Annotated in this window: 21 protein-coding genes and 1 pseudogene; 18 read left to right on the forward strand and 4 right to left on the reverse strand. The window is 46.0% G+C overall.

All coding sequences use genetic code 11. From position 1 onward, the window contains the following. Positions 1-395: 395 nt before the first annotated feature. From B5G11_RS12090 to ppdK, 7 genes and pseudogenes are all read left to right on the forward strand, one after another. A pseudogene (locus B5G11_RS12090) lies at positions 396-1,207 on the forward strand (anthranilate phosphoribosyltransferase). After that, the gene (gene trpC / locus B5G11_RS12095; RefSeq protein ID WP_087169460.1) at positions 1,204-1,998 is read left to right on the forward strand and encodes an indole-3-glycerol phosphate synthase TrpC; all 795 of its coding nucleotides are present in this window, start codon (positions 1,204-1,206) and stop codon (positions 1,996-1,998) included. Before B5G11_RS12090 ends, trpC begins: the two are co-directional and overlap by 4 nt. Further along, positions 1,995-2,606, forward strand: a complete 612-nt coding sequence (locus B5G11_RS12100; RefSeq protein WP_087254062.1) for a phosphoribosylanthranilate isomerase — start codon at positions 1,995-1,997, stop codon at positions 2,604-2,606. The genes trpC and B5G11_RS12100 overlap by 4 nt, the downstream gene beginning before the upstream one ends. A gap of 34 nt (positions 2,607-2,640) precedes the next feature. Beyond that, the gene (gene trpB / locus B5G11_RS12105) at positions 2,641-3,825 is read left to right on the forward strand and encodes a tryptophan synthase subunit beta (protein WP_087254065.1); all 1,185 of its coding nucleotides are present in this window, start codon (positions 2,641-2,643) and stop codon (positions 3,823-3,825) included. Beyond that, positions 3,818-4,585, forward strand: coding sequence for a tryptophan synthase subunit alpha (gene trpA / locus B5G11_RS12110; RefSeq protein WP_087254068.1), 768 nt, complete (start codon positions 3,818-3,820; stop codon positions 4,583-4,585). The genes trpB and trpA overlap by 8 nt, the downstream gene beginning before the upstream one ends. An 84-nt stretch (positions 4,586-4,669) precedes the next feature. Next, positions 4,670-6,076 carry an aminopeptidase gene (locus B5G11_RS12115; RefSeq protein WP_087254072.1) on the forward strand — a complete coding sequence of 469 codons (1,407 nt, stop codon included), beginning with the start codon at positions 4,670-4,672 and terminating at the stop codon, positions 6,074-6,076. A gap of 267 nt (positions 6,077-6,343) precedes the next feature. After that, positions 6,344-8,971 (forward strand): pyruvate, phosphate dikinase, encoded by a 2,628-nt coding sequence (gene ppdK, locus B5G11_RS12120; RefSeq protein WP_087169455.1) that lies wholly within the window; start codon positions 6,344-6,346, stop codon positions 8,969-8,971. A gap of 445 nt (positions 8,972-9,416) precedes the next feature. Here ppdK and B5G11_RS12125 read toward each other — a convergent pair whose 3' ends face one another. Further along, a complete protein-coding gene (locus B5G11_RS12125) occupies positions 9,417-10,157 on the reverse strand; it encodes a DUF3592 domain-containing protein (RefSeq protein ID WP_087169454.1) in 741 nt (246 codons plus the stop codon). Positions 10,158-10,408: 251 nt separating this feature from the next. Here B5G11_RS12125 and B5G11_RS12130 point away from each other — a divergent pair, with 251 nt between their 5' ends. Both B5G11_RS12130 and B5G11_RS12135 read left to right on the forward strand, forming a co-directional pair. Next, positions 10,409-11,782 (forward strand): PhoH family protein, encoded by a 1,374-nt coding sequence (locus B5G11_RS12130; RefSeq protein ID WP_087254077.1) that lies wholly within the window; start codon positions 10,409-10,411, stop codon positions 11,780-11,782. 23 nt (positions 11,783-11,805) lie between these two features. Next, positions 11,806-12,486, forward strand: coding sequence for an HD domain-containing protein (locus B5G11_RS12135; RefSeq protein ID WP_087254079.1), 681 nt, complete (start codon positions 11,806-11,808; stop codon positions 12,484-12,486). 48 nt (positions 12,487-12,534) lie between these two features. Here the strand turns inward: B5G11_RS12135 and B5G11_RS12140 are convergent, their stop codons facing one another. The 3 genes from B5G11_RS12140 to B5G11_RS12150 all read right to left on the reverse strand — a co-directional run bounded on the left by B5G11_RS12140 (position 12,535) and on the right by B5G11_RS12150 (position 15,506). Beyond that, complete coding sequence (locus B5G11_RS12140; protein ID WP_087169451.1) at positions 12,535-13,917, reverse strand: VWA domain-containing protein; 1,383 nt, start codon at positions 13,915-13,917, stop codon at positions 12,535-12,537. A 138-nt stretch (positions 13,918-14,055) separates the two neighbouring features. Further along, positions 14,056-14,817, reverse strand: a complete 762-nt coding sequence (locus tag B5G11_RS12145) for an ABC transporter permease (protein WP_087169450.1) — start codon at positions 14,815-14,817, stop codon at positions 14,056-14,058. Further along, positions 14,814-15,506 carry an ABC transporter ATP-binding protein gene (locus tag B5G11_RS12150; protein WP_087254082.1) on the reverse strand — a complete coding sequence of 231 codons (693 nt, stop codon included), beginning with the start codon at positions 15,504-15,506 and terminating at the stop codon, positions 14,814-14,816. The genes B5G11_RS12145 and B5G11_RS12150 overlap by 4 nt, the downstream gene beginning before the upstream one ends. 298 nt (positions 15,507-15,804) lie before the next feature. Here B5G11_RS12150 and B5G11_RS12155 point away from each other — a divergent pair, with 298 nt between their 5' ends. The 9 genes from B5G11_RS12155 (at position 15,805) to B5G11_RS12195 (ending at position 24,789) form a co-directional block, all read left to right on the forward strand. Next, the gene (locus tag B5G11_RS12155) at positions 15,805-17,070 is read left to right on the forward strand and encodes an extracellular solute-binding protein (RefSeq protein ID WP_087254086.1); all 1,266 of its coding nucleotides are present in this window, start codon (positions 15,805-15,807) and stop codon (positions 17,068-17,070) included. Between the two features lie 32 nt (positions 17,071-17,102). Continuing rightward, positions 17,103-18,389, forward strand: coding sequence for an extracellular solute-binding protein (locus tag B5G11_RS12160; RefSeq protein WP_087254089.1), 1,287 nt, complete (start codon positions 17,103-17,105; stop codon positions 18,387-18,389). Between the two features lie 31 nt (positions 18,390-18,420). Then, entirely contained in the window at positions 18,421-19,707 is a 1,287-nt protein-coding gene (locus tag B5G11_RS12165) for an extracellular solute-binding protein (protein WP_087254091.1), read from the forward strand. A gap of 37 nt (positions 19,708-19,744) precedes the next feature. Then, complete coding sequence (locus tag B5G11_RS12170; RefSeq protein ID WP_087254094.1) at positions 19,745-20,602, forward strand: sugar ABC transporter permease; 858 nt, start codon at positions 19,745-19,747, stop codon at positions 20,600-20,602. After that, complete coding sequence (locus tag B5G11_RS12175; RefSeq protein ID WP_087169443.1) at positions 20,595-21,371, forward strand: carbohydrate ABC transporter permease; 777 nt, start codon at positions 20,595-20,597, stop codon at positions 21,369-21,371. The genes B5G11_RS12170 and B5G11_RS12175 overlap by 8 nt, the downstream gene beginning before the upstream one ends. 5 nt (positions 21,372-21,376) lie before the next feature. Beyond that, on the forward strand, positions 21,377-21,790 hold the full coding sequence (locus B5G11_RS12180; protein ID WP_144289696.1) for a hypothetical protein: 414 nt from the start codon (positions 21,377-21,379) through the stop codon (positions 21,788-21,790). Beyond that, the gene (locus B5G11_RS12185; RefSeq protein WP_087254101.1) at positions 21,790-22,599 is read left to right on the forward strand and encodes a hypothetical protein; all 810 of its coding nucleotides are present in this window, start codon (positions 21,790-21,792) and stop codon (positions 22,597-22,599) included. Before B5G11_RS12180 ends, B5G11_RS12185 begins: the two co-directional genes overlap by 1 nt. A 20-nt stretch (positions 22,600-22,619) precedes the next feature. After that, positions 22,620-23,498 carry a DMT family transporter gene (locus B5G11_RS12190; protein WP_087254104.1) on the forward strand — a complete coding sequence of 293 codons (879 nt, stop codon included), beginning with the start codon at positions 22,620-22,622 and terminating at the stop codon, positions 23,496-23,498. A 64-nt stretch (positions 23,499-23,562) separates the two neighbouring features. After that, positions 23,563-24,789 (forward strand): MFS transporter, encoded by a 1,227-nt coding sequence (locus tag B5G11_RS12195; RefSeq protein WP_158099279.1) that lies wholly within the window; start codon positions 23,563-23,565, stop codon positions 24,787-24,789. Positions 24,790-25,043: the final 254 nt, after the last annotated feature.

Genomic DNA, 25,043 nt, shown 5'->3' on the forward strand with positions numbered 1-25,043 from the left:
AATTTAGCCAGATAAACCGTTGAAGTGGAGATCAAAGTTGCCGTGCACCCACAGAGAGTCCGGGAAGGTGAGAGCCGGATGGAACGCAGTCAGCCAAATGGACCACGGAGGGCGCAGTCAAAAGCAGGAATTCCTGCCCAGTACTCTGCGACGTAGGGCATACGTCAGTTGCCGGAGATATGTTGGTATCTCGCTAAGCGCATGGAAGATTTTTTCCGTGAATCAAGGTGGCACCGCGGTATGTAGATATCGTCCTTGATACAGATGTTATGGATTGTCTGTATCAGGGGCGTTTTTTTGTTGTCGGAATGCTGATCCGGCTGATAGTACACAATGCTCTTTGATCAGACCGGAAGGGAAAAAGATGATTCAGAATTTTGTGGAGGTTTACAGACATGATTAAAGAAGCAATATTAAAACTGGCACAAAGAAACGATCTGACAGCAGAAGAAGCACTGGAAGTCATGAATGAGATCATGGACGGCAAGGCAAGCCCGGTTCAGATGAGCTCTTATCTGACCGCTCTTTCCCTGAAAGGGGAGCACATCGAAGAGATTACCGGTTCAGCCAAAGGAATGCGGGATCACTGTATCCGTCTCCTTCATGAGATGGACGTACTGGAGATTGTCGGAACAGGAGGAGACGGAGCAAATTCGTTTAATATTTCCACCACATCTTCTCTGGTCATCGCGGCGGGCGGCGTTCCGGTTGCAAAACACGGGAACCGGGCGGCATCCAGCAAAAGCGGGGCGGCCGATGTTCTGGAAGCGCTGGGAGTCCGGATCACGGCCTCGCCGGAAGAAAGTGCGGGATGGTGGTTTATGGGATGGACCGGCTGGATGAGATTTCCATGAGTGCGCCGACAAAGGTCTGTGAGATCAAAGGCGGAACCTATCATACTTACGAGATTACTCCGGAAGATTTCGGATTTATCCGGTGCGAAAAAGAGGAACTGACAGGAGGAACACCGGAGGAAAATGCACAGATCACACTGGAGATTTTAAATGGAAAGAAAGGACCAAAACGGGATGCTGTGGCGCTGAATTCCGGAGCTGCCCTTTATCTGGCCGGAAAGGCACCGAATCTGGAGGCCGGCGTACGGATGGCGGAAGGAATCATCGACAGCGGGGCAGCCAGAAAGAAACTGGAAGAATTCATTCGGGAATCGAACGGCTGGAAACCGGAAGTACAGGAGGAACGGGTATGAAAACCATACTGGATGAAATCGCTGAAAAGACAAGGGAGCGGATTGCAAAGAAAAAGAGGGAGATTCCGACAGGCCGGCTTCTGGAGAGAATCGAAAGCCGGAAGGAGCAAAAAGAACCGTTTCTTTTTCAGAAGAGCCTTTCCAGGGAAGGACTTTCGTTCATCTGCGAGGTGAAGAAAGCTTCCCCGTCCAAAGGGGTGATTGCGGAAACATTTCCATATCTGGACATTGCAAAAGACTATGAAAAGGCTGGAGCGGCAGCCATCTCCTGTCTGACCGAACCATTCTATTTTCAGGGGAGCGATGCTTATCTGGAAGCAATTGCCAGGGAAGTACAGATCCCTGTTTTGAGGAAAGATTTTACTGTGGATCCGTACATGATCTACGAGGCAAAAGCCATGGGAGCCGATGCAGTGCTTCTTATCTGTGCGATTTTGACGGAAGAGGAATTACGGTCTGATCTGGAACTTGCAGAGCATCTTGGACTTTCCGCTTTGGTGGAAACACATTCTGAGGAAGAGATAGAGATGGCAAAGCGGTGCCAGGCAAAGATCATCGGTGTCAACAACCGGGATCTTCATACGTTTCAGGTAGATCTTCAGACAAGCGCCAGTCTGCGCAGACTGGTGCCGCCAGAAATCATCTTTGTATCAGAGAGCGGCATCCGCACTCCGGAGGACATACGGCTTTTAAAAGAAAACGGAACGGACGCGGTGCTGATCGGCGAAACACTGATGCGGGAACCGGACAAAAGGAAAGCGCTTACCTGTCTTGGGGGAATGGACCAATGAAAACGAAGATCAAAATCTGCGGATTGAGGCGAAAAGAAGACATTGTATATGTGAACGCGGCAAGGCCGGACTACTGTGGATTTATTCTAAACGTGCCGCAAAGCCGGAGAAATATGGATCCGGAAGGACTGAAAGGGCTTTTGGAAGAGCTGGATCCGGGGATTGTGCCTGTAGGAGTCTTTGTCAATGAGGATACAAATACGATTCTACGCATTGTGAGGGAAAGCGGGCTTAAAATGATTCAGCTCCACGGACAGGAAGGAGAAGAGATGGTCCGGACGATTCGGGAGACAGCCGGCGTGCCGGTGATCAAAGCTGTTTCCGTAAAGAGCAGAGAAGATGTAGAAAGAGCAGCGGGATTTCCGGCAGACTATCTGCTGTTTGACTGTGGAACCGGCGGAACAGGAAGAAGTTTCGACTGGTCATGCCTGGAGGAAGCAAAACAGCCGTACTTTCTTGCCGGAGGAATCGGCATTCATAATATGAAAGAAGCCGTGGAAAGGTTTCATCCGTTTGCTGTCGACTTGAGCAGCAGCGTTGAGACAGACGGAGTGAAAGACGAAAAAAAGATCGCGGACGCAGTACACATGCTGCGGTCGCTGACTTGAGATATCAGATAAGAGAAAGAAAGGAAGGAATCAGATGTCAAAGGGAAGATTCGGAGCCCATGGAGGGCAGTATATACCGGAAACGTTGATGAATGCGGTTATTGAACTGGAAGAGGCCTACAATCATTATAAGAACGATCCGGAATTTCAGAAGGAACTTACAACACTATTAAATGATTATGCAGGGAGACCATCCAGACTCTACTATGCGGAGCATATGACGAAGGATCTGGGCGGGGCTAAAATTTATCTGAAAAGGGAAGACTTAAATCACACCGGCGCTCATAAAATCAACAATGTCCTTGGTCAGGTTCTGCTTGCAAAAAAGATGGGGAAGACCCGTGTGATTGCGGAGACAGGAGCAGGGCAGCACGGAGTTGCAACCGCAACTGCAGCCGCTCTGATGGGGATGGAGTGTGAAGTGTTCATGGGAGAGGAGGACACAAAACGTCAGGCACTGAACGTGTATAAGATGCGCCTTCTCGGAGCCAGGGTACATCCGGTCACTACCGGAACGGCAACTTTAAAAGACGCGGTGTCCGAAACCATGAGGGAGTGGACGAACCGGATCGATGATACCCACTACGTCCTTGGATCTGTCATGGGGCCCCACCCGTTCCCAACCATCGTACGGGATTTCCAGGCAGTGATTTCCAAAGAAATCAAAGAGCAGATCCTGGAGGCGGAAGGAAAACTTCCGGACGCGGTGCTGGCCTGTGTCGGCGGCGGCTCCAATGCGATCGGAGCGTTTTACCATTTTATCGAAGAGAAAGACGTTCGGCTTATCGGATGTGAAGCGGCGGGCCGCGGCATCCACACGAAAGAGACGGCAGCAACCATTGCTACAGGAAAGCCCGGTATCTTCCACGGAATGAAATCCTATTTCTGCCAGGATGAGTACGGACAGATTGCTCCGGTATACTCCATCTCAGCCGGACTGGACTATCCGGGAATCGGTCCGGAACACGCGGATCTTTATGATAAGAAACGGGCTGAATATGTGGCGGTGACAGATGACGAGGCAGTGGACGCCTTTGAATATCTGTCCAGGACGGAAGGAATTATTCCGGCCATCGAAAGCGCCCATGCCGTAGCCTATGCCATGAAACTTGCAAAAGAGATGAGACCGGACCAGTGTATCGTCGTCAATCTGTCAGGAAGAGGCGACAAGGACTGCGCGGCCATCGCCAGATACAGAGGGGAGGATATTTATGAGTAGGATCAGAGAAGCATTTACACATGGAAAAGCATTTATTCCATTTATCACCTGCGGTGATCCGTCCGTCGAGGTGACAGAGAAGATCGTCTATGCCATGGAGGAGGCGGGAGCAGACCTGATTGAGCTTGGAATTCCGTTTTCCGATCCGACGGCGGAAGGACCGGTGATTCAGGATGCGAATTTACGTGCTCTCTCCGGAGGAATTACGACGGATGCGGTCTTTGAGATGGTCCGGCGGATCCGAAGAAACACCAGTATTCCTATGGCCTTTATGACTTATGCCAATGTGGTATTCTCCTACGGGACGGAACGTTTTATACGGACTGCATCGGAAATCGGCATGGACGGTCTGATTCTTCCGGATGTTCCGTTTGAAGAGAAGGAAGAGTTTGACAGCGTGTGCAGGAAGTATGGGCTGGACTTTATTTCGCTGATCGCACCGACATCCAGAGACCGGATCCAGATGATTGCAAAAGAGGCAGCCGGTTTTGTCTACTGCGTCTCCTCGCTCGGGGTAACGGGTGTACGTTCAGAGATCACAACGGATGTGGGAAAAATGGTGCAGCTGGTGAAAGAAGAACAAGATATCCCGTGTGCGGTCGGATTCGGAATATCGACAGAAGAACAGGCAGGGAAGATGGCGGAAGTTTCGGACGGCGTGATCGTAGGTTCGGCCATTGTGAAGCTCTGCGGGCGGTACAAAGAGCAGTGTGTGCCGTATATAAAAGAATATGTAAAGAAAATGAAAGAAGCACTGTGACTTTTGGCAAAAGTGATGTATAATAAGAGTACTTGAGGGCATTTGAGCCTGAAAATATCTCATGTCAGAAGGAGGAACAAAACAGTGGACAGAAGAAATGTATGGAAGACCTACACACAGGCAGAATTAAAAGAGATGGAAGACATCAGCGCACGTTATAAACGTTGCCTGGATGAAGGAAAGACAGAAAGAGAATGCGTAGAGGTCGCAGAGCGCCTGGCAAAAGAAGCAGGATACCGCTGCCTGTGCTCTTACAAAGAGGCAGGAGAACCATTAAAGGAAGGCGACAAGATTTACGCATCTTTCATGGGCAAGATGATTCTTCTTTTCCAGATCGGTAAAGAACCGCTGGAAAACGGAATGAATATTCTTGGAGCTCACATTGATTCTCCACGAATCGATATCAAACAGAATCCGCTCTATGAGACGGATGAGATGGCATATCTCGATACTCATTACTATGGAGGCATCAAGAAATATCAGTGGCTTGCTTCCCCGCTCTCTCTTCACGGAGTGATCGTAAAGAAAGACGGAACCAAAGTCCGTGTTAATATCGGAGAAAATGAAAATGATCCGGTATTTGTAATCACAGACCTGCTTGTACATCTGGCTGGAAAACAGATGTCACAGAAAGCATCTGAAGTGATTGAAGGCGACAATCTGGATCTTCTGATCGGAAGCCGTCCGCTCACAGAGGCAGAGGGACTCAAAGAAGACGAAAAAGAAGCAGTAAAAGCAGGCGTTCTTCGTCTTATGGAAGAAACATACGGAATCGGAGAAGAAGATTTCGTATCTGCAGAGCTTGAAATCGTTCCGGCAGGAAAAGCAAGAGACTGCGGTATTGACAGAAGCATGATCTTATCCTACGGACAGGACGACAGAGTCTGCGCATTCACATCTCTGTTTGCAATGCTGGACAACCCGCAGATCAGCCGTACCGCATGCTGCATCCTGGTAGATAAAGAAGAAATCGGAAGCGTCGGAGCAACCGGCATGCATTCCAGATTCTTTGAAAATACGATAGCAGAGCTCATTGCACTGACAGGTGAAGAGTCCGAATTAAAAGTAAGACGTGCCCTTCAGAATTCCAAGATGCTTTCCTCAGACGTAAGTGCTGCTTACGATCCGATGTTTGCAGCAGCATTTGAAAAGAGAAGCTCCGCATTCTTCGGAAAAGGACTTGTATTCAACAAGTTCACAGGAAGCCGTGGAAAGAACGGCTCCAACGATGCGAACGCAGAGTATCTCGCAGAAATCCGCAGCGTCATGGATGAGGCAGGAGTCGGATATCAGTATGCAGAACTTGGTAAAGTAGATGTCGGCGGCGGCGGAACGATCGCATACATCATGGCACAGTACGGCATGGAAGTGATCGACAGCGGTGTTGCAGTTCTCTGTATGCATGCAATGTATGAGATCTCCAGTAAGGCAGATGTATACGAAGCTGTGAAAGGCTATAAAGCATTTATTGAAAAAATCGGACAGAAATAAAACGAGAGTGACAATCCGGCCATAAGACATGACCGGATTGTCGCATAAACTGTGACATAATTGCCATACGAGGCATGACAGAATTGTTGCAGAAAATACGATAAATTTCTTGACGAACTATGTTAAAACATTTACAATATTACCAGCGGGAAACTGCAAAAGAACGTAATATTCCGGGCACAGAAGTACGACTTTACATAAGAGAAACGCAAAGTCGTGTTTTTCGTGTCAAATATTACAAATATATTATTAGGAGGACATTGAAACATGGCTACGAAATGGGTGTATATGTTTACAGAAGGTAACGCTACAATGAGAAACCTTCTGGGTGGTAAAGGTGCGAACCTTGCTGAAATGACAGGCCTTGGACTCCCGGTACCTCAGGGATTCACTGTAACAACAGAGGCTTGTACCCAGTATTATGAGGACGGCAGACAGATCAATGACGAAATCATGAGTCAGATCATGGAAGCTATGACAAAACTGGAAGAGATCACAGGAAAGAAATTCGGAGATAAAGAGAATCCGCTTCTCGTTTCCGTTCGTTCCGGTGCAAGAGCTTCCATGCCGGGTATGATGGATACTATCCTGAACCTTGGTCTGAATGAAGAAGTTGTTGAAACTCTGGCAGAAGCTTCCGGAAACCCGCGTTGGGCATGGGACTGCTACAGAAGATTTATCCAGATGTATTCCGACGTTGTTATGGAAGTCGGCAAAAAATATTTTGAAGAACTCATCGACAAGATGAAAGAAGAAAAAGGCGTGAAGCTGGACGTTGAACTGACAGCAGAAGACCTCAAGGCTCTTGCAGGACAGTTCAAAGCTGAATACAAAGAGAAGATCGGATCCGACTTCCCGGCTGACGCAAAAGAACAGCTCATCGGCGCTGTAAAGGCTGTATTCCGTTCATGGGACAACCCGCGTGCCAATGTATACCGTCGTGACAACGATATCCCGTATTCATGGGGAACAGCTGTCAACGTACAGATGATGGCATTCGGTAACATGGGAGATGACTGTGGTACAGGTGTTGCATTTACACGTGACCCGGCTACAGGAGAAAACGGTCTGTTCGGAGAATTCCTTACAAACGCACAGGGCGAAGACGTTGTTGCCGGTGTTCGTACTCCAATGCACATTTCCGAAATGGAAGACAAATTCCCGGAAGCATTCAAACAGTTCAAAGAAGTATGCAGCACTCTGGAAAACCACTACAGAGATATGCAGGACATGGAGTTTACTGTAGAACATGGTAAACTGTACATGCTTCAGACACGTAACGGAAAGAGAACAGCACAGGCTGCTCTGAAGATCGCATGCGACCTTGTTGACGAAGGCATGAGAACAGAAGAAGAAGCAGTTGCTATGATCGATCCTCGTAACCTTGATACATTACTTCACCCACAGTTCGACGCTGCTGCACTGAAAGCAGCTACACCGATGGGCAAAGGTCTTGGAGCATCTCCGGGAGCTGCCTGCGGTAAAGTTGTATTCACAGCTGATGACGCTGTAGAGTGGGCTGAAAGAGGAGAAAAAGTCGTTCTGGTTCGTCTTGAAACATCACCGGAAGATATCACAGGTATGAAGAGCGCTCAGGGTATCCTGACAGTTCGCGGTGGTATGACATCTCACGCAGCAGTTGTTGCCCGTGGTATGGGTGAATGCTGTGTATCCGGATGCGGCGACATCGTAATGGATGAAGCAAACAAGAAATTCACACTTGGCGGAAAAGAATTCCACGAAGGAGACTTCATCTCCATTGATGGTACAACAGGTAACATCTACGACGGAGTAATCCCGACAGTAGACGCTACAATCGCTGGTGAGTTCGAACGTATCATGAACTGGGCTGACAAATACAGAACATTAAAAGTTCGTACAAACGCAGATACACCGGAAGACGCTAAGAAAGCTGTAGAACTTGGCGCAGAAGGTATCGGACTTTGCCGTACAGAGCATATGTTCTTCGGTGAAGGAAGAATCGACGCGTTCCGTGAAATGATCTGTTCTGAAACAGAAGAAGAAAGAGAAACAGCTCTTGAAAAAGTTCTTCCATATCAGCAGGGAGACTTCGAAGCTCTCTACGAAGCTCTGGAAGGTAACCCGGTAACAATCCGTTTCCTGGATCCGCCGCTTCATGAGTTCGTTCCAACAGAGGAAGAAGATATCAAGAAACTTGCAGAAGCTCAGGGCAAGACTGTAGAGCAGATCAAAGCAATCATCGACAGCCTGCACGAGTTCAACCCGATGATGGGTCATCGTGGATGCCGTCTTGCAGTTACTTATCCGGAAATTGCAAAGATGCAGACAAAAGCTGTTATCCGTGCAGCTATCAACGTAAAGAAAGCTCATCCGGACTGGAACATCAAACCGGAAATCATGATTCCGCTTGTTGGAGAAGTAAAAGAGCTTAAATACGTGAAGAACTTCGTTGTTGAAACAGCTGACGCTGAAATCGCAGCAGCTGGTATCGACCTTGAATACGAAGTTGGTACAATGATCGAGATCCCGAGAGCTGCTCTTACAGCTGACGAGATCGCAAAAGAAGCTGACTTCTTCTGCTTCGGTACAAACGACCTGACACAGATGACATTCGGATTCTCCCGTGACGACGCTGGTAAGTTCCTCAACGCTTACTATGACGCTAAGATCTACGAGAACGATCCATTTGCAAAACTTGACCAGGTTGGTGTCGGCAAACTGATGAAGATGGCTATCGATTTAGGAAAACCGGCTAACCCGAACCTGCATGTAGGAATCTGTGGAGAGCACGGTGGAGATCCAAGCTCCGTAGAATTCTGCCATAAACTTGGCCTGAACTACGTATCCTGCTCACCATTCCGTGTACCGATCGCTAGACTTGCAGCAGCACAGGCAGCTATCAACAACAAATAATAAATAAAGATTTTAATCTATATTTATGACAAAAAAGGGAAGCGTATGCTTCCCTTTTTTCCTTACCCTTATGTTTGTTTTACCAGCCCATCATGAAGGCCCCTCTTAAAGAACCCTCACGAAGAAAGGTCCTCTTTAAATTTAGATACCCGAATTCTTCTCCATTTATGGTTTTAAAACTTTCATGGATTGTTCTATTCTTTTCAATTAATCACAGCCAAAATCTTGGAGTCTGCTTTGCGATATAGATCCAAATAAGAGCTTGTAAAAATGAAGTTTTTTGCATTCCCATTTTCGTCCGTAAGTGAATTCTTAAGATCTTCAATTATTTTGTAATAAGATTCCACCTTTTCTTGGTCCTTTAAAATGATTATGAAGTAGATCTAATGCAAAATGTGGATTTAACTAATCCGGATATTGAAAACGTCCTCTGGAATGTCTATACCTACCTTCGGATTCGATGAATAAGAACATACAATCCAAACAGGGCGAATACTGCCATTGCCAGTTTCAGACCGGCCAAGACAATCCAGACCCCTGCAATCAAAAGCCCGATTAGAAGCACGCAGATCCGTCCCATAATCCGGTTCCTGGTGTCCTGATTATGGACCAACAGTTTCAGGGCGAAGAAAATAAGAACAAGAATAGATACCGTGAAACCAAACAGAAAAAATCCGAATCCCATTTTGAAACCGACGGATAAACCGTTGCCTTCTATAGAGACGATATCGGTCTGATCCGGGTTGTAGCGGATGGTAATCTGTTCTCCGATTTCAAAGGAGCGTCTGGAGCTCCAGACATTTCCTGTACCCATGCAGATCCCGTTTCCTTCTGCCTGATAGCGGACTACAGGGGCGTAGAGATAGCCGGAAGTTTCGCCTGTAGTATCCCATTTCCGGGTATATTCTACTACAGTTCCATTCGCTTCGCCGGAATATCTCAGATCTTCCTGACAGGAAGAATATAGGAAATAAACGCCGACTGACATAAATCCAACTGTGAAAACAAGAAGAAACAGTGCTGTCCCAAGTCTGGTAAAAATGGATATGTGCGCCGGAACAGTTGTATTTTCTGTATTGATATCTTCTGGAACATTTCGATTCTGTCTCCACCGGAAAAAGAAAAATACAGTTATGCCTGCGCTAAGTATGCCTAGAATAAGAATCATGATCGTATAGAAAAGCATAAGACAGCCCTCCAATCTTTACTGTCATTATAAAAGAAAGAACCGGTATGAACTACTGGCTTTCTGTCAAGTCTAAGTAAAATCCTGATAAAAAGGAAATGGCAATGTTTATCTGCATGCCTGCTTTAACCCAAATTTAACCCAAATCTGAGCAAAGTTAAAATACAGGGAAGCTATAATTTCCATAAAGGGGAAGAACAGCTTTCCTTTTATGTTTTATGAAAAGTCTATATGGTAAAGGAGACCTGCATATGGTAAAAATCTATGTCATCGACACCAACATTCTCATTCAGAATCCACAGGCACTGCTCAGTTTTGAGGATAATCAGGTGATTCTGCCTGTTGTTGTACTGGAAGAGCTGGATAATCTCAAGAAAGCAGATGGCGAGAAAGGAAGAAATGCCAGGACAGCGATCCGGATTCTGGAAGAACTCCGGCAAAAAGGAGATCTGCTGGAAGGAATTCCGCTGGAATCGGGAGGCATGCTCCGGGTGGAGAAAAATTTTGTAAACGTGACGCTCCCTGAGGATCTGCCGGAAGAGAAGATGGATAACCGGATTTTGAAAGTCTGCAAGGGATTGGCGGAGTCCTGTGAGGAACAGGTGGTTCTTGTGACAAAAGACATTTTGCTCAGAATTAAGGCACAGATCATCGGAATCCGGGCAGAAGATTATACGACAGAGCAGGTTGTAGAGTATGAAGGGCAGTACAGGGGAAGGATAGAAGTGTATGTGCCGGAAGAAAAGTTCAAAGAGTTTAAGAAAAAGGGTGTTCCGGTGGAGGATGTCTACCTTTCGGACGAACAGGGTAACCGGATCGTGCCAAAGCTGGAAGAAAATGAATTTGTGATTTTAAAGGCGGATCAGTCTGCAAAGAAAACCCAGCTCGGTCGGGTGGAAAAGGGAGTGATTAAAAAGCTGGAATACCGGAAAACCCAGCCTTACGGTGTTTCTCCAAGAAATGCAGGACAATATTTCGTACAGGAAGCATTGATGCAGCCGGCCGAAAAGGCACCGCTTGTTATTATCAAAGGCAGGGCAGGGACCAGTAAGACTTTCTATACGCTGGCGGTCGGCCTGGAAAAAATCCTGAATCATCCAACGGGAGAATACCGGAGAATTCTGATTTCCAGGCCAAACGCACAGTTTGACTCGGACATCGGTTTTCTCCCGGGAGACGAACAGGAGAAGATTTCTCCGCTAATGCGTCCTGTCATTGACAATCTGGAACAGCTGATCGATTCCAACGAGGAAGAACGCTATAAAGATGAGCGGGAATTACAGGGGAAGATCGATGAAATCTTCGACCGCGGGCTGATTCAGACGGAAGCGTTAAATTATATCCGCGGGCGCTCCATTATGAAGACGTATCTGATTATCGATGAAGCACAGAACATGACACCGAATCAGGTAAAAGGAATCATTACGAGAGCAGGAAAAGGAACCAAAATCATTCTGCTGGGTGATACGAACCAGATTGACCGCCCGATGCTGGATGAGCGGACGAATGGTCTCAGTTATGCGTCCGAATATATGAAAGGCAGCCCGCTCTGCTGGCAGGTGACTTTCGCACCGGAGGAATGTGAACGCTCCGCCCTTGCCATGGACGCAATTACAAGATTATAAGAAGAGGAGATACGACAGAATATATGGCAGAAAAGAAACAAGACATCATTACTTACAGAAAGGTAAAGGAAAATGAAGAGATAAATCTTTTGATAGAGAAAGGAAATGAGGTGCTGGACGTTCTCGGATTTACGGAACATTCCCGAAAACATGCTGCCAAGGTGGCAGAAACCGCCGGAAAGATTCTCAAAGATCTTGGGTATGGGCCAAAAGAAATCCGGCTCAGCAAAATTGCAGGGTACATGCATGATATCGGCAACAGCATCAACCGGCACGACCACGCCCATACCGGAGCATTGTTGGCTTACGGAATTTTAAAGGGAATGGGGATGCCTCTCCGGGATGTGATGACTGTGACGACCGCGATTGGAAACCATGATGAATCCACGGGCACTGCCGTGGACATCGTCTCTGCGGCGCTGATTCTGGCGGATAAAACCGATGTGCGAAGAAACCGGGTGCAGAATCCGACCATTGCCAATTTTGATATCCACGACCGGGTTAACTATGCGGTGCTGGCCTCCAGTCTGGAAGTCAAAAAAGAGAAGAGAGTGATTCAGATGAATCTGGAGCTGGATGACGAGATGTGTACGGTGATGGATTATTTTGAAATTTTTCTGGAACGGATGATCATGTGCCGGAGAGCCGCCGAGGTTCTGGGATGCAAGTTCAAGCTTGTGGCAAATGGCAATAAGATTTGTTAGATATAGAAAGAAAAAGGGGGAGAGACGAAATGCTCTCCCTGTTATACGTTAGAAGGTTACTGTAGAATCGCAGCAGCGGAAGTCGGTATCGATATAATGCGCGATAATCCGCACTTTCAGATGCCGTTCACAGCACAGCGACTGGCACGGACAGCCGGATACATTCAGGTCTTCCGGAAGAACAAACTTGATGCATTTTACTTCTACATCCTGACAGTTCTTCTGATTATGGGCCGGTACGGTGATGGCCTTCATGCCGCGCTGATATTCGCTTCCGTAGTTATCGGTTTCGGTCAGAATAATTCCGAGAGCAACCCGTTTGTGAGGGCAGACATTTTTCAGTTTGACATTGAGCTGTACGATCCGGCCGGAAGATTCCAGATACGCATCTCCCAGATCAACGACCAGAGAGTCCTGGCATTTTCCGATTGTAAAATCGACCGGGACCGGACAAGGCTCCGGGTCTACCGAAACGCCGCATTCAACCTGAACGGAAGGTTCAGGGAAGGATACGGTATTACCTTCCGTATCCGAGTAGAAAATGGACTGGTTGACAGGAAGATTTCCGGAAGTCTGGCCGGTGTGCTGCACATAGAATTCCAAAGACGCACCCTCGTTTCCAGAGACTCCGAGTGATGGAATTTTCCATTGCAGAGACTGAGAGTCAATGGCAGCAGCAGTACCGGAAGATGGCATGCCAATGCTTACAATAGTGAAATCCGGATTGAGAGTTTCATTAATGACAATATTTGTTGCTCCCGGTTTGGAAATGTTGGCCGCCAGATCCGCAAACAAGTCCTCCAGTTCAGAATCATCCGGGGTGACAGCAACATGAGATGCATCCGGATCTGTTGCCCAGTCATTGAGTACATCCACATCAATTCCTGTGTCTCCAATCAGACCGATACAGTAAATAATGATCCCCGAATCACGGATCGTCTCCGCGACCGGTGCAGGAGGAATTCCGGAAGTCGTTTTCCCGTCTGTAAACATGACAATGACCTTTTCGTTGGAAGAAGAAGGGTCAAAAAGGGATGCAGCAGTGGAAAATGCGTCTGCATGGTTGGTGGATCCACCTGCAGAAAGCGCAGCTACCGCCGCCTTTAAGTCAGTAACCGAAGTAATCAGCTGTGTGTCTGCTGATGCGTTGCTGGAAAAGCTGACGATACCGATATGGCTTCCCGAGCCGATCTGTCCATCCTGAGTACTGTCGGTAGTTTCATTGATAATGTCAATAAAGGTGTCCGCCCCAAGCTTCAGATTTTCGAGCGGGCTTCCGGCCATACTGCCGGAGCGGTCGAGAACAAGAACAATATCCACCGGATTTTCCAAAATATCCGGAGCTGCCGAAAGACCAAGTGTTACCTGGAAGGTTCCGCCGCAGGTGATCTGTGAGACATTGACCTCTTTGTTAGAGTTTGTAATGCCCATGAAAGTGCCTCCTGTTTTTTATTTTAGAGGAAATAAATCCTTCACTATCAGGGTATGAAAAGGGAGAGAAATGGTTCCTTTTGTCGAATAGGAAACCAGTTCTCTCCCGGAGAAAGAAAGGGCTGCAAAAACAGTATATCAGTATAAAAGAAGATTACCTTTTTTCTTGGCCTGCTTCATAAAACAGTCAAAGACTACATATCCCGCCACAAACCAGAGAAGGCTGACGGCGCATAGCAAAAGGAACGTCATTCCCAGATCTTTGTGAACAAAGCTGTTCCGGATCACGGTATTACACATCGTAAGCGGAAGCACGCTGGAAACTTCTGTGATGACGGGTGACGTCGGAATGGTATCCGTAACAAAAAGAAGAAATAACTGTACCAGAAGCACAATAGCGCCGATCCGTTTGTAATACAGAGAAAGCCCTGCGATCATCAGCCCGATTCCGTACATGCCGAGGATGGAAATTAAGAATGCGGCTACGATCGGAAGTGTTACTGTATACCGTACCCCGAAAAAGAAATATGTTACAACAGAATAAATGATCACAACAATAGTCTGGACGAGCACCGAGGAAAGCAGGTCTCCCAGATAGAGAATCTGAAGCGGAAGACGGGAGTGAAGCTTGAAAAAGAGGGTGCCGCGCTGAAGCTCTGCCAGAAGCTGGGAAGCAATAGTGGAAATTGCTGTGACAGAAAAGGTCCATGCCACGTAGCCCAGAAGAAGCAGTGCCTGATAATTTTCTACGCCATACAGTTCTTGAAAGGACTGCCCTGTATTAGACCAAAAGAAAAAACAGAGAAGTAATGTATAAATCACCAGGTCAGAAACCAGTCCCATCTTATAGCGGAACGTCCTTAACACATCCATTTTACATTCATACCAGATTATTCTCATAACGATTCCCCCTGCAAATATAATGCTTCATAAATTTCCAGAAATTCCTCTGTATCAAGATGTTCTTTTTCGACTGAGATCTGCCCGTCTTTCAGAAACAGAAACCGTTCGGCGGCCGACGTAATAAAGTCCGAATCATGGGACGTGATCAAAATGGTCTTCGCATTTCGGATGGAAGAAACAGCGTGAAGCAGTGCCCGTTTGTGATCCAGATCCAGTCCTTCGGTCGGTTCGTCTAAAATCAGATACCGGGAATTCGTCACCAGAGCCGCAAGCAGAATCATCAGCTGTTTCTGACCGGTAGAGAGCTCCTCAAACAGTTTGTTTTTTACGGAGTCATACAGCGGGAAAGAAGGCAGGTACCGGTCCAGGTTCTGCCGGATATCCGAGTTGGAAAGGCCCCGCAGCACCGCAAGGAATTCGATGTTTTCTTTCACTGTATTTTTCGCATACAGCTGATGGGAACCCGACAGAACGGTAAAAATTTCTCTTTGAAAATCAGGAGTTTCGGAGGTGACTTCTCCAGAATCCGGTACCAGAGATCCGCACAGAATATTCAAAAGCGTTGTTTTTCCGATTCCATTTGGTCCGATCAGCGCCGTGGCTGTCTGATCCGGGATTTCAAAGCTGATGTGATCCAGAACACAATTACCATGAAAAGATTTACTAACTTGTTTTACAGATATCATACCTTTGCCCTCACATAAATTGTATTTCCCTTATTATATCAACAAATAAAATGTGTGTCAATTTAATTGGGGTGGGGGTAAAATTTTGGAATATTTTATATAAAAGAAAATAATCAGAATAAACATTAAGGGAAGATTACAGAATATTCCAAATGAAAATATTGACAAATAATGTTGATGATTAAATATTATCACAAAAAAATGAATTTAAATCTATAATGATAGACAAGTATTTTTGACAATGATATAATTTAGACAATAATAGCCGGATAATTGAACGGGAGGAGGGGGAAAAAGTATGAGAAAGCAAAGTATGATTCGGAAGGGAATGTCAGTGTTATGTGTATGCGCTCTGGCAGCAGGACTTTGCAGCTGTGGAACGGAAGAGAAAAGTGAAGAAGAGAAAATCCTGCGGGTCGTGGCAGATGGAAGATTGTATAAGAAAGCAGAGGCTGCAGCAGGTTTTACAGAAGGAACGAATAGCGAGATAGAGGTGGAAATTCAGCAACTTCCAGAAAAGAAAGAGGAGCGGGAGAATGAGATTCAGAAACTGAGGACAGAGATTATGGCGGGAAAGGGACCGGATGTGTATTTGCTGGATGGAAACCAGGAAAATGGAGAAGAGTTTCTTCCACTGTTGGAAAATCCATATCAGACGATGCAGAGCGGGGCCTTGGCATCTTTGGATGAGTTCATGGAGAAGGATTCTTATTGGGAGGACAATACCTATCATGAAGCAATTTTGAAAGAGGGACAGTATGATGGGCGGCAGTACATCATTCCGATGTCTGTGATGTATTATGTACTGCCAAGAACAGAGGATATGGAAGAAATGACCGGAGATACCTTGGGAGAATGGGTAGAGCAGGTAGCAAATTCGGAGGATGTAAGGTTAAAAAAATATTTTATCACATTAATGAGTCAGGGAGCACGGTGGATACAGCCTGCAGCAGATTATGAATCCGGAGAAGTCCTTTTCGATCAGAAAAAATGGTGCGAATTTGCTGACAAGTTCATTCGGTTTGGGAAAGCAGCCCAAGAAGAGCTTGCTTTGGTGGAAGAACACTATTTTTTTGAAAATGGGAGAGCTGCTGATAAGAATGAGAAAGTAGACTTGCAGATTGTTCCGGATATTGATGGCAGGAAGATGGCATCGATTATGTCTTACGCAGCAGTAGGAATGTCCAGTGATCTGAAGCAGGAAGCGTACGATTATCTGATGCTGTTTTTGAATGATCAAACAAAACAATATAATAAAGAACATCCGGATATAAGGCTTCCAGAGTTTTATGGATATCTAAGCCATATAGGAAATGTTCCGGTACAGGAAAGTGCTTTTGAAGTCTGGATGGGATATCCTGATGATGAAGTGCTTCAGGAAACCATAAATACTTTCCGTGAACTAGACGGTACATATTTCCTGACCAGTGCAGAAAGAACCCTTTTTACAGAAGCAAGCGACATTTGCTCTGAAGCCATCTATTCGGACTACGACTGGACTCAGGCTCTTCCAAAGGCTGCTGACAGCGCATGGAATACTTATAAGATGATGGTGTCGGAATAAAGTTGAAAGCGCAGAGAGGAGGGGAAAGGATTATGAGAAAACAAAATATGATTCGGAAAGGAATGTCAGTGTTATGTGTATGCGCTCTGGCAGCAGGACTTTGCAGCTGCGGGACTGAAGAGAAAAGTGAAGAAGAGAAAATCCTGCGGGTCGTGACGGATGGAACACTGTATACAGATGTAGAATTCGCTGCTAGATTTTTGGAAGGTGTGGATGGCGAAATAGAGGTGAGAATCCAAAGGCTCCCGGATGACAAGGAGAAACGGGAGATAGAAATTCAGAAACTGAGGACAAAGATTATGGCAGGGAAAGGACCGGATGTCTATTTACTGGAGAGCGTTCGGGAAAATGCAGCAGAAGCTGTTATGCCACTGTTAGAAAACCCATATCAAACAATGCAGAGTGGGGCATTAGCGTCTTTGGATGAATTCATGGAGAAGGATTCTTATTGGGAGGACAATACCTATCATGAAGCAATTTTGAAAGCGGGACAGTATGATGGACGCCAGTATATCATTCCGATGTCTGTGATGTATTATGTACTGCCAAGACCGGATGATATGGAAAAAATGAAAGGAGACACATTGCAGGAATGGATGCAGCAGGCTGTTTCCTCTGACGATTTTCGCTTGAAACAGGCTTTTTATGGATTGACATTGCAAACAGCGAGGTGGATACAGCCAGCAGCAGATTATGAAAAAGCAGAAGTAAAATTTGATAAAGAAAGATGGAAAGAACTGGCTCAGGACTGCATTCAGTTTGATATTGACGTGCAGGATGAAGTCATAAACTCAGACATAGACAGCCGATTCGTATTTAAAGATTCAATGGAAGTGTTGTACTATAACGAGCAATCCCCATTAGGGCTACAAGTGGTTCCTGATATCGAAGGAAGGAAAATGGCATCGATCATGTCTTATGGAGCTGTCGGAATGTCCAGTGATCTGAAACAGGAGGCTTACGATTTCCTGATGCTGTTTTTAAATGACAGGACTCAAAAGTATCAAAAAGAACATTCGGAAGATTCCATGAAATTACCAGCTTTTTATGGGTATCTTGATAAGAGTTTTACCCCGGTACAGGAGAACGCATTTGAAGTATGGATGAATTATCCATCTGAGGAAGTTCTACAAGAAATGCAGCAATCTTTCCGTGAACTTGACGGAGCCTATTTTCTGACCGGAGCAGAAAGGGAACTGTTTGAAGGATTGGATCAGATAGCCGGGAATTGTTCACGCCCGGGTTATGACTGGAGTGCAGAAATTGACAAGCTTGTCGACAGCGTATGGAACACTTATAAGATGATGGTGTCAGAATAAAGCCGGAAGCGCAGAGAGGCGGGGAAGGATTATGAAAAAACAAGATGTGATCCGGAAAGGAATAGCAGTTTTATGTATATGTACCCTGACGGCAGGACTTTGGGGCTGCGGAACGGAAGAAAAAAGCGAAGAAGAGAAAATCCTGCGGGTCGTGGCAGATGGAAGATTGTATAAGAAAGCAGAGGCTGCAGCAGGTTTTACAGAAGGAACGAATAGCGAGATAGAGGTGAGAATCCAAAGACTTCCGGATGAAAAAGAAACACGGGAAAACGAGATTCAAAAACTACGGACGGAGATTATGGCGGGAAAGGGACCGGATCTTTTTTTACTGGAATGTATTCCGGAGAATGCGGAAATAGAAGGTGGATTTCTGATAGATAACCCGTACAAAACGATGCAGAGCGGAGCATTAGCGTCTCTGGATACATTCATGGAAAAAGATTCCTACTGGGAGGACGGCAATTATAATAAAACATTTCTGAAAGCAGGACAGTATGACGGACGTCAGTATATTATTCCAATGTCAGTATGTTACTATGTACTGCCAAGATCAGAGGACATAGAAGAGATGACGGGAGATACTTTGGAAGAATGGCTGGAACAGATCCGTGCTTCTGATGACATCCGTTTGAAACAGGCACTTTGTACATTCGGCTCCACCCATAGTGCGCGGTGGATGCAGCCGGCGGCGGATTATGAGAGGAAAGAAGTACTGCTTGATAAAGATAAGTGGGTTGAATTTTCAGAGAAGTATTTCCAATTTAGGAAAGAAGCATATGAAGAAATAAGCGGAAAAGAAAATGAACTATACTTTAGACCGTTGAACAAAACCCTGCTCACACTTTATGAATCTCAAATAGATCTGCAGGTTGTTCCTGATATCGAAGGAAGGAAAATGGCATCGATCATGTCTTATGGAGCAGTATCTATGTCCAGCGATCGAAAGAAAGAAGCTTATGATTTTCTCATGTTGTTCTTAAATGACCGGACGGAACAGTACAGAAAAAAACATGCAGATGATTCCAGCATGGGATTGCCGAGTTTATATGGATATCTGGACGGTAATTATATGCCGGTTCAGAAGACCGCTTTTGAGCAATGGGGAGAATTCCCGTCGGAAGAAATGATTCAGGAAATGCAGGAGAGCTTTCGTGAGATCGACGGTGCTTATTTCCTGACAGAAGGAGAAAGAGCACTGAATTTCGATGTTATGTCGGGGAATTCCAGGGTTACGAATCTAAATTGTGATATAGAAACGGAGTTTTCCAAGATTGCCGACACCGCTATTGATATTTACAAAATGCTGGTGGAGGAGTAAGTGAACAGGAGCTGAAAGAAGAGAGGAGGGAGAAGTGATGAGAAAGAGAAACAGCGGTCTTCTGCTTGCGTTTCCGGCGCTGGCAGGCTTCCTTGTATTTTATTTCATCCCGTTTCTGATTACGGGATGGTATTCGGTTTCTTTCGGGATCGGAAAAAGGGAATTTGTCGGAATGGCCAATTTTCAGGATTTGTTTGAAAATGAGATGTTTCTGCTGGCGGTAAAAAATACACTTCGTTATATGATTGTGACTGTTCCGGTGACACTTTTTGGGGCCATAGTGCTTTCGATACTGCTTCAGAATACGGTAAGAGGAGTGCGGTTTTTCCAGCTTTCCTTCCTTTACCCGATGATTCTGCCGATTGCATCGGTGGTACTTGGGGTACAGTTTCTCTGGGGCGAGTCCGGCATCTGGAATAAGGTGATGGAACTGCTTGGAGGAGAGGCAAAAGACTGGCTGAACTCTTCGGCGGCGTTCTGGGTGCTCTGCATTTTGTACTGCTGGCGGTTTACCGGCTACTATGTGCTCATTTATTTCGCAAGGCTTCAGATGATTCCAAAAGAGTATTATGAGTATGCAATGTTGTTTGGAGCCGGAAAGTTTCAGTCCTTCCGGCACATCACCTGGCCGATGCTGATCCCGACCTTTTTGTTTACAATTGTTCTTTCCGTGATGAACGCGTTCAAGTGCTACAGGGAAGCATTCCTCCTTGGAGGCAATTATCCGAATGACAGTATTTATTTGTTACAGCATTTTATGAATAACAATTTTCAGAACCTGAATTACCAGAAGATCTCCACGGCTGCAGTCAGTATTGTCGCGGCGCTGCTTCTGGCTGCCGGAGTTGTGTATGTGCTGTATCTGATTATGAGGAGGGGGAAGAAGTATGGCTAAAAAGAAACAAAAACGGATTCTTTTTCTGGGAATTCTCTCTCTGGTCTTTCTCTATCCGGTGATCTATATGCTGGTCTGCTCGGTCTGGGAAGGAAGAAATGCGGGAATTTCCCTGATGGGATATTATGAGGTACTGCTGGAAAGTCCGGGATATCTGATCAAATTCTGGAGAAGTCTTGGCATGTGCCTTTTGATTGCGGGAGGACAGACGGTGCTTGCGTGCATGGCAGGTACGGCGTTTGCAAAATACCGGTTTATCGGGAAGAAGTTCTGGCTGTTTGTCATGGCGCTTTTTATGATTCTTCCGGTACAGGTGACCCTGCTTCCAAATTATATTCTGATGGAGAAACTGGGCTTTTTGAACAGCTGGAAGTCTCTGATTATTCCGGGAATCTTTTCGCCGTTCGGAACAGTGTGGCTGACATTTATCTTTCAATCGATTCCGGATGAATGGCTGGAGGCGGCGAGGCTGGACCGTGCAAATCAGCTTCAGATTGTCCGCTATATTGTAGTGCCGGCCTCAAAGCCTGCTGTGGTGACCTTGTTTGTGCTCACCTTTGTGGAGAGCTGGAACATGGTGGAACAGCCGATCATTTTCCTGGAAGGAGAACTGGATTATCCGCTTTCGGTATTTCTCGCAAGCGTGATGGAAAACAGCATGGCAGTACAGTCGGTATGCGGACTGCTGTGTCTGATCCCGGTTACATTCTTCTTCCTGTATTATCATAAAGAGTTGACAGATGGTTTAAGAGATATTCTATGGAGTTGATGAGTATGAGGAAAAAGAAAGTTTGGATTGCCGGATGTACGGTGTTTCTTCTGCTTCTGATCTGCACAGTACTGTCTCTTAGGGTGGAGAAGATGATGCGGATCGAAGTGGAAACAGTCAGTCCGATCCAATGTACCGAGGAAGAACTGATAGACATGTTTACCCTTCCGGTGTCCTGTTTTAAAGAAGATGAGTTCGGGACAGCTCTTTACTATGTGGAAGAGCGGGAAGGGCTGTTTGGAAAGGAACTGTATGTTGTAAAGGACGAGAATGCTGCTGTAATGTGGGAAGAGGGAAATAAGGCGTATATCCTTTCTCAGTCGGCGAGGAATGATCAGGGAAAACTGAGAAAAATTGTGGATTATTCCGCGTGGCCGCTGGAAGACGGTGACGCAGTGGTGATTGCGGGGGAAGAATGATGGAAAAGGAGAGAAAAAAGAGTAGTAGAGGAATTGTTCTGTTTCTTACAGCATTGATTCTGCTTGCAGGATTGTTGGCTTTTCATATGTTGATTGGACGGGGTATGGAAAAGCAGATCGAAAAGCTTCCGGAAGGAATCCTGCTGAAACTTGCGGAGCCTTTGGAGGCCGGGGAGATTATGAAGGCAGAAACTGCCGGATACGAAATAAAACACATAGAGAAGGGTTCGGGAGAGATTTCGATTTATACTGTCAGAAAGACGAATGAGAAGCCGCTCCATGTCAATCAGGTGTCTGACTTTACATGGAATGTTTTTGGCAGACAGATCGAAGGAGAGAGTCTGAATCTGTCCTCACACAGAACAATGGCTTCGCAGGCAGTGTATCTGTCATGGCTGATTGCATTGCTTCCGATGAGCGTGATCCTTCTGTTTGTCGGTATCCGAAAACTCGGGGCACTGCAGGAGAAGCAGTGGAGACAGGGAGTCGAAGGCGTACTGATGATTGGAGCATGGCTTGTGGTGATTTATTTTCTGACAGGAAAACTTGAGATACCGAGAGAATTTCTGCCGCCGGAACAGATCCTGGATATCCGGTTTTATGTGGATGGAATCCGGGGATTCTTTGCGGATGATAGATGGACCGATCTGGAACTGTACCAGACGCTCCGGGCATGTTATAATCAGGAGGTGGAAATTTATGGAGCCTGGGTTATATGCGGATGGATCGGTACACTGATTTTCTGGATAGCCGCAGGTGTGGAAAGCCGTAATCAAAAGAAAAGAGAAAGAAGACGGCAATACGGATAGACAAAGGAGAAACGATCGGCATGCACGACGAAGAGCAGTCAGTTCAGTCAGAAGAATATAGAAAAAGTCTGATATCATTACATATTGCAGTCATGCTGTTTGGGCTGTCTGCTGTCCTTGGACAGTTTGTGACAGCTCCGGCAGTGATTGTAGCAGGAGGGCGGGTCATCTGTTCCTCCCTTTTGCTTTTCCTGCTTTCTATAGCAGGCCGAGCCTCCCTGAAACTTAAATCGAGGAAAGACTACGGAATCGCGGTGTTTGCAGGAATCATTCTGGCAGTCCACTGGACGACCTTTTTCCAGGCGATTCAAAGTTCCTCTGTGGCGATCGGGACCATTACCTTTTCTACGTTCCCGCTGTTTTTGACATTTCTGGAACCACTTTTGTTCCGGGAAAAATTGAAGGTGACAAGTGTGTTGAGCGCGGCGGTCCTGCTTCTTGGCGTCTTTATTACGATACCGGAATTTTCACTGGAGAATCAGATTACCATCGGGATCCTTTGGGGAATGGTGTCCAGTCTGTCGTATGCGGTTCTGTCTCTGGCAAACCGGTATCTATCCCGCAGTTATGCGGCAAGAACAGTCTGCCTGTACGAACAGGGAACGGCAGCGGTTGTCCTGCTTCCGGCAATATTTTTTGTCAAAACAAGCTGGACAACACAGAATATTTTTTGTATTGCCGCAATCGGTTTTATCTGTACCGCATTCGCCCATTCCCTGTATGTGGCTGCACAGCGGAAAGTAAAAGCTCAGACGGCTGGTATTATCTCCGGTATGGAAACAGTTTACGGAATCGTGTATGCACTTCTCTTTCTCGGAGAAGTGCCGGGGATCCGGGAACTGATCGGAGGCGCGGTGATTCTTGGAGTGGCGCTGGTAATTTCCTTGAGAAAAGAATAGCATCTTTTGTGTCGGTGATATAATCGAAACAATATATTTCTAAAATGGAAATGGGATGAAGAGTATGAGAAAAGGAAGCATGATTGACGCTTCGGAAAGCATAAGAAGGAAGAAAGTCAGAAGAACTTTTCTGTTATTGAATTGTCTGTTTGAGTTTTATGCGGGAATTACAGGGGCGACATTTGTTCTGTTTCTGTACAGCAAGGGACTGAATACGATGGAGGCAAATCTTGTCATCGCCATGTCCCTGATTGTTTCGTTTTTTATGGAGATCCCGACTGGCGCGCTGGCGGATTCAATTGGATATGTCGGGACGACTGTACTCAGCGGAATTCTGATGGCTGTGACCAATGTGTTGTTTTTCTTCTGTGATACAATGCCGGTATTTCTGGCAGCACAGATTTCTCTTGGAATTGCCTGTGCTTTTGAGTCCGGGACACTGGATGCATGGGTTATCGACAATACGTCGACAGAAGAAAGCAGAACGGTCTTTATTTTGAAAAACAAAGGGGTTTCTGTCATGATGATCCTGTCCGGCCTGTTAGGAGGTCTGGTTGCGGATTTTTATCTCGAAGGAATTTTCCTGCTTGCTTTTGTGGCAGCGGTGATTTACATAGGGATCAGTCTTGTAGTGATGCCGAAGGTGGAGACGGTCAGAAAGACGAGAACACAAAGGCAGATTTCAGAAGCAGCGTCTGGTGTAAAAAAAGTCATAAAAGAGAGCGTGCAGTACTGTATGAAAGACAAAAATGTCTGGAATGTGATTTTGTTTAACAGTATTCTGACCTTTGCGTTTTCACCGGTATTTGTATTCTGGTCGCCGGTGCTGCACAGTTTTGAACGCGTTAATTATACGGTGATCGGGCTGGCGTGGGTATTGATGCGGGCTGCGATGCTGGCCGGCAATGCAGTGCTGGAACGAAGAAAAGAGAGATCGTTTTCAGCACTTGCAGTGATCAGTGCAGTATGCGGAATCAGTGTGTTTGCGCTGGCATATCTGCATACATTCTGGAGTCTGATGCTTGGAATCCTTCTGTTTGAGTTTTTCCTGGGGATCATATATCCGCTCAAGGAGACCGTATTAAATGCGGGGATCAGCCATGAAAACAGGGCCACAGTTCTGTCCTTTCACTCAATGATTGTGAGTATTTTTAATTATGTTTCCATGCTGGTCATGGGAAAGATTGCGGAGATCTGGTCGATCGAAACGACATGGAAGATCAGCGGCCTGCTTTTGGTGATTGCAGGGATAGTTACCGTTATAAATAAAAGAGAGAAACTCCTTTCCTGAAATCAGATTTCAGGAAAAGAGAGTTCTCCCTTTTTTGTTTATGTGGCTTTAGCTGGTTAAGTGATTCGTTATATACAACATCATAATATACGGTTAACAACCTGAAAAGTAAGGGCCTTAACCGCAAACTTTAGTTAAAGTGAGCCCCTTGTCAAGGACATCCGAAAAATTTTTTGTCTGGATTTTATAACAGCTTAAATGCTGATGGTAACTCGTTGGTTTTAATATATTTATAGTACTCGTTTGGAGACATT

This window comes from Drancourtella sp. An57, assembly GCF_002161525.1.
Lineage (GTDB): Bacteria > Bacillota > Clostridia > Lachnospirales > Lachnospiraceae > Sellimonas > Sellimonas catena.

What these genes read in the sequence shown, in the direction of transcription:
- trpA (WP_087254068.1), top strand. Translation starts at nt 3,818, where the DNA reads ATGAGTAGGATCAGAGAAGCATTTACACATGGAAAAGCATTTATTCCA.
- B5G11_RS12100 (WP_087254062.1), top strand. Translation starts at nt 1,995, where the DNA reads ATGAAAACGAAGATCAAAATCTGCGGATTGAGGCGAAAAGAAGACATT.
- B5G11_RS12195 (WP_158099279.1), top strand. Translation starts at nt 23,563, where the DNA reads ATGAGAAAAGGAAGCATGATTGACGCTTCGGAAAGCATAAGAAGGAAG.
- B5G11_RS12175 (WP_087169443.1), top strand. Translation starts at nt 20,595, where the DNA reads ATGGCTAAAAAGAAACAAAAACGGATTCTTTTTCTGGGAATTCTCTCT.
- B5G11_RS12130 (WP_087254077.1), top strand. Translation starts at nt 10,409, where the DNA reads ATGGTAAAAATCTATGTCATCGACACCAACATTCTCATTCAGAATCCA.
- B5G11_RS12170 (WP_087254094.1), top strand. Translation starts at nt 19,745, where the DNA reads ATGAGAAAGAGAAACAGCGGTCTTCTGCTTGCGTTTCCGGCGCTGGCA.
- B5G11_RS12180 (WP_144289696.1), top strand. Translation starts at nt 21,377, where the DNA reads ATGAGGAAAAAGAAAGTTTGGATTGCCGGATGTACGGTGTTTCTTCTG.
- B5G11_RS12160 (WP_087254089.1), top strand. Translation starts at nt 17,103, where the DNA reads ATGAGAAAACAAAATATGATTCGGAAAGGAATGTCAGTGTTATGTGTA.
- B5G11_RS12155 (WP_087254086.1), top strand. Translation starts at nt 15,805, where the DNA reads ATGAGAAAGCAAAGTATGATTCGGAAGGGAATGTCAGTGTTATGTGTA.
- B5G11_RS12150 (WP_087254082.1), bottom strand. Translation starts at nt 15,506, where the DNA reads ATGATATCTGTAAAACAAGTTAGTAAATCTTTTCATGGTAATTGTGTT.
- ppdK (WP_087169455.1), top strand. Translation starts at nt 6,344, where the DNA reads ATGGCTACGAAATGGGTGTATATGTTTACAGAAGGTAACGCTACAATG.
- B5G11_RS12145 (WP_087169450.1), bottom strand. Translation starts at nt 14,817, where the DNA reads ATGAGAATAATCTGGTATGAATGTAAAATGGATGTGTTAAGGACGTTC.
- B5G11_RS12135 (WP_087254079.1), top strand. Translation starts at nt 11,806, where the DNA reads ATGGCAGAAAAGAAACAAGACATCATTACTTACAGAAAGGTAAAGGAA.
- B5G11_RS12185 (WP_087254101.1), top strand. Translation starts at nt 21,790, where the DNA reads ATGGAAAAGGAGAGAAAAAAGAGTAGTAGAGGAATTGTTCTGTTTCTT.
- B5G11_RS12190 (WP_087254104.1), top strand. Translation starts at nt 22,620, where the DNA reads ATGCACGACGAAGAGCAGTCAGTTCAGTCAGAAGAATATAGAAAAAGT.
- B5G11_RS12165 (WP_087254091.1), top strand. Translation starts at nt 18,421, where the DNA reads ATGAAAAAACAAGATGTGATCCGGAAAGGAATAGCAGTTTTATGTATA.
- B5G11_RS12140 (WP_087169451.1), bottom strand. Translation starts at nt 13,917, where the DNA reads ATGGGCATTACAAACTCTAACAAAGAGGTCAATGTCTCACAGATCACC.
- trpC (WP_087169460.1), top strand. Translation starts at nt 1,204, where the DNA reads ATGAAAACCATACTGGATGAAATCGCTGAAAAGACAAGGGAGCGGATT.
- B5G11_RS12125 (WP_087169454.1), bottom strand. Translation starts at nt 10,157, where the DNA reads ATGCTTTTCTATACGATCATGATTCTTATTCTAGGCATACTTAGCGCA.
- trpB (WP_087254065.1), top strand. Translation starts at nt 2,641, where the DNA reads ATGTCAAAGGGAAGATTCGGAGCCCATGGAGGGCAGTATATACCGGAA.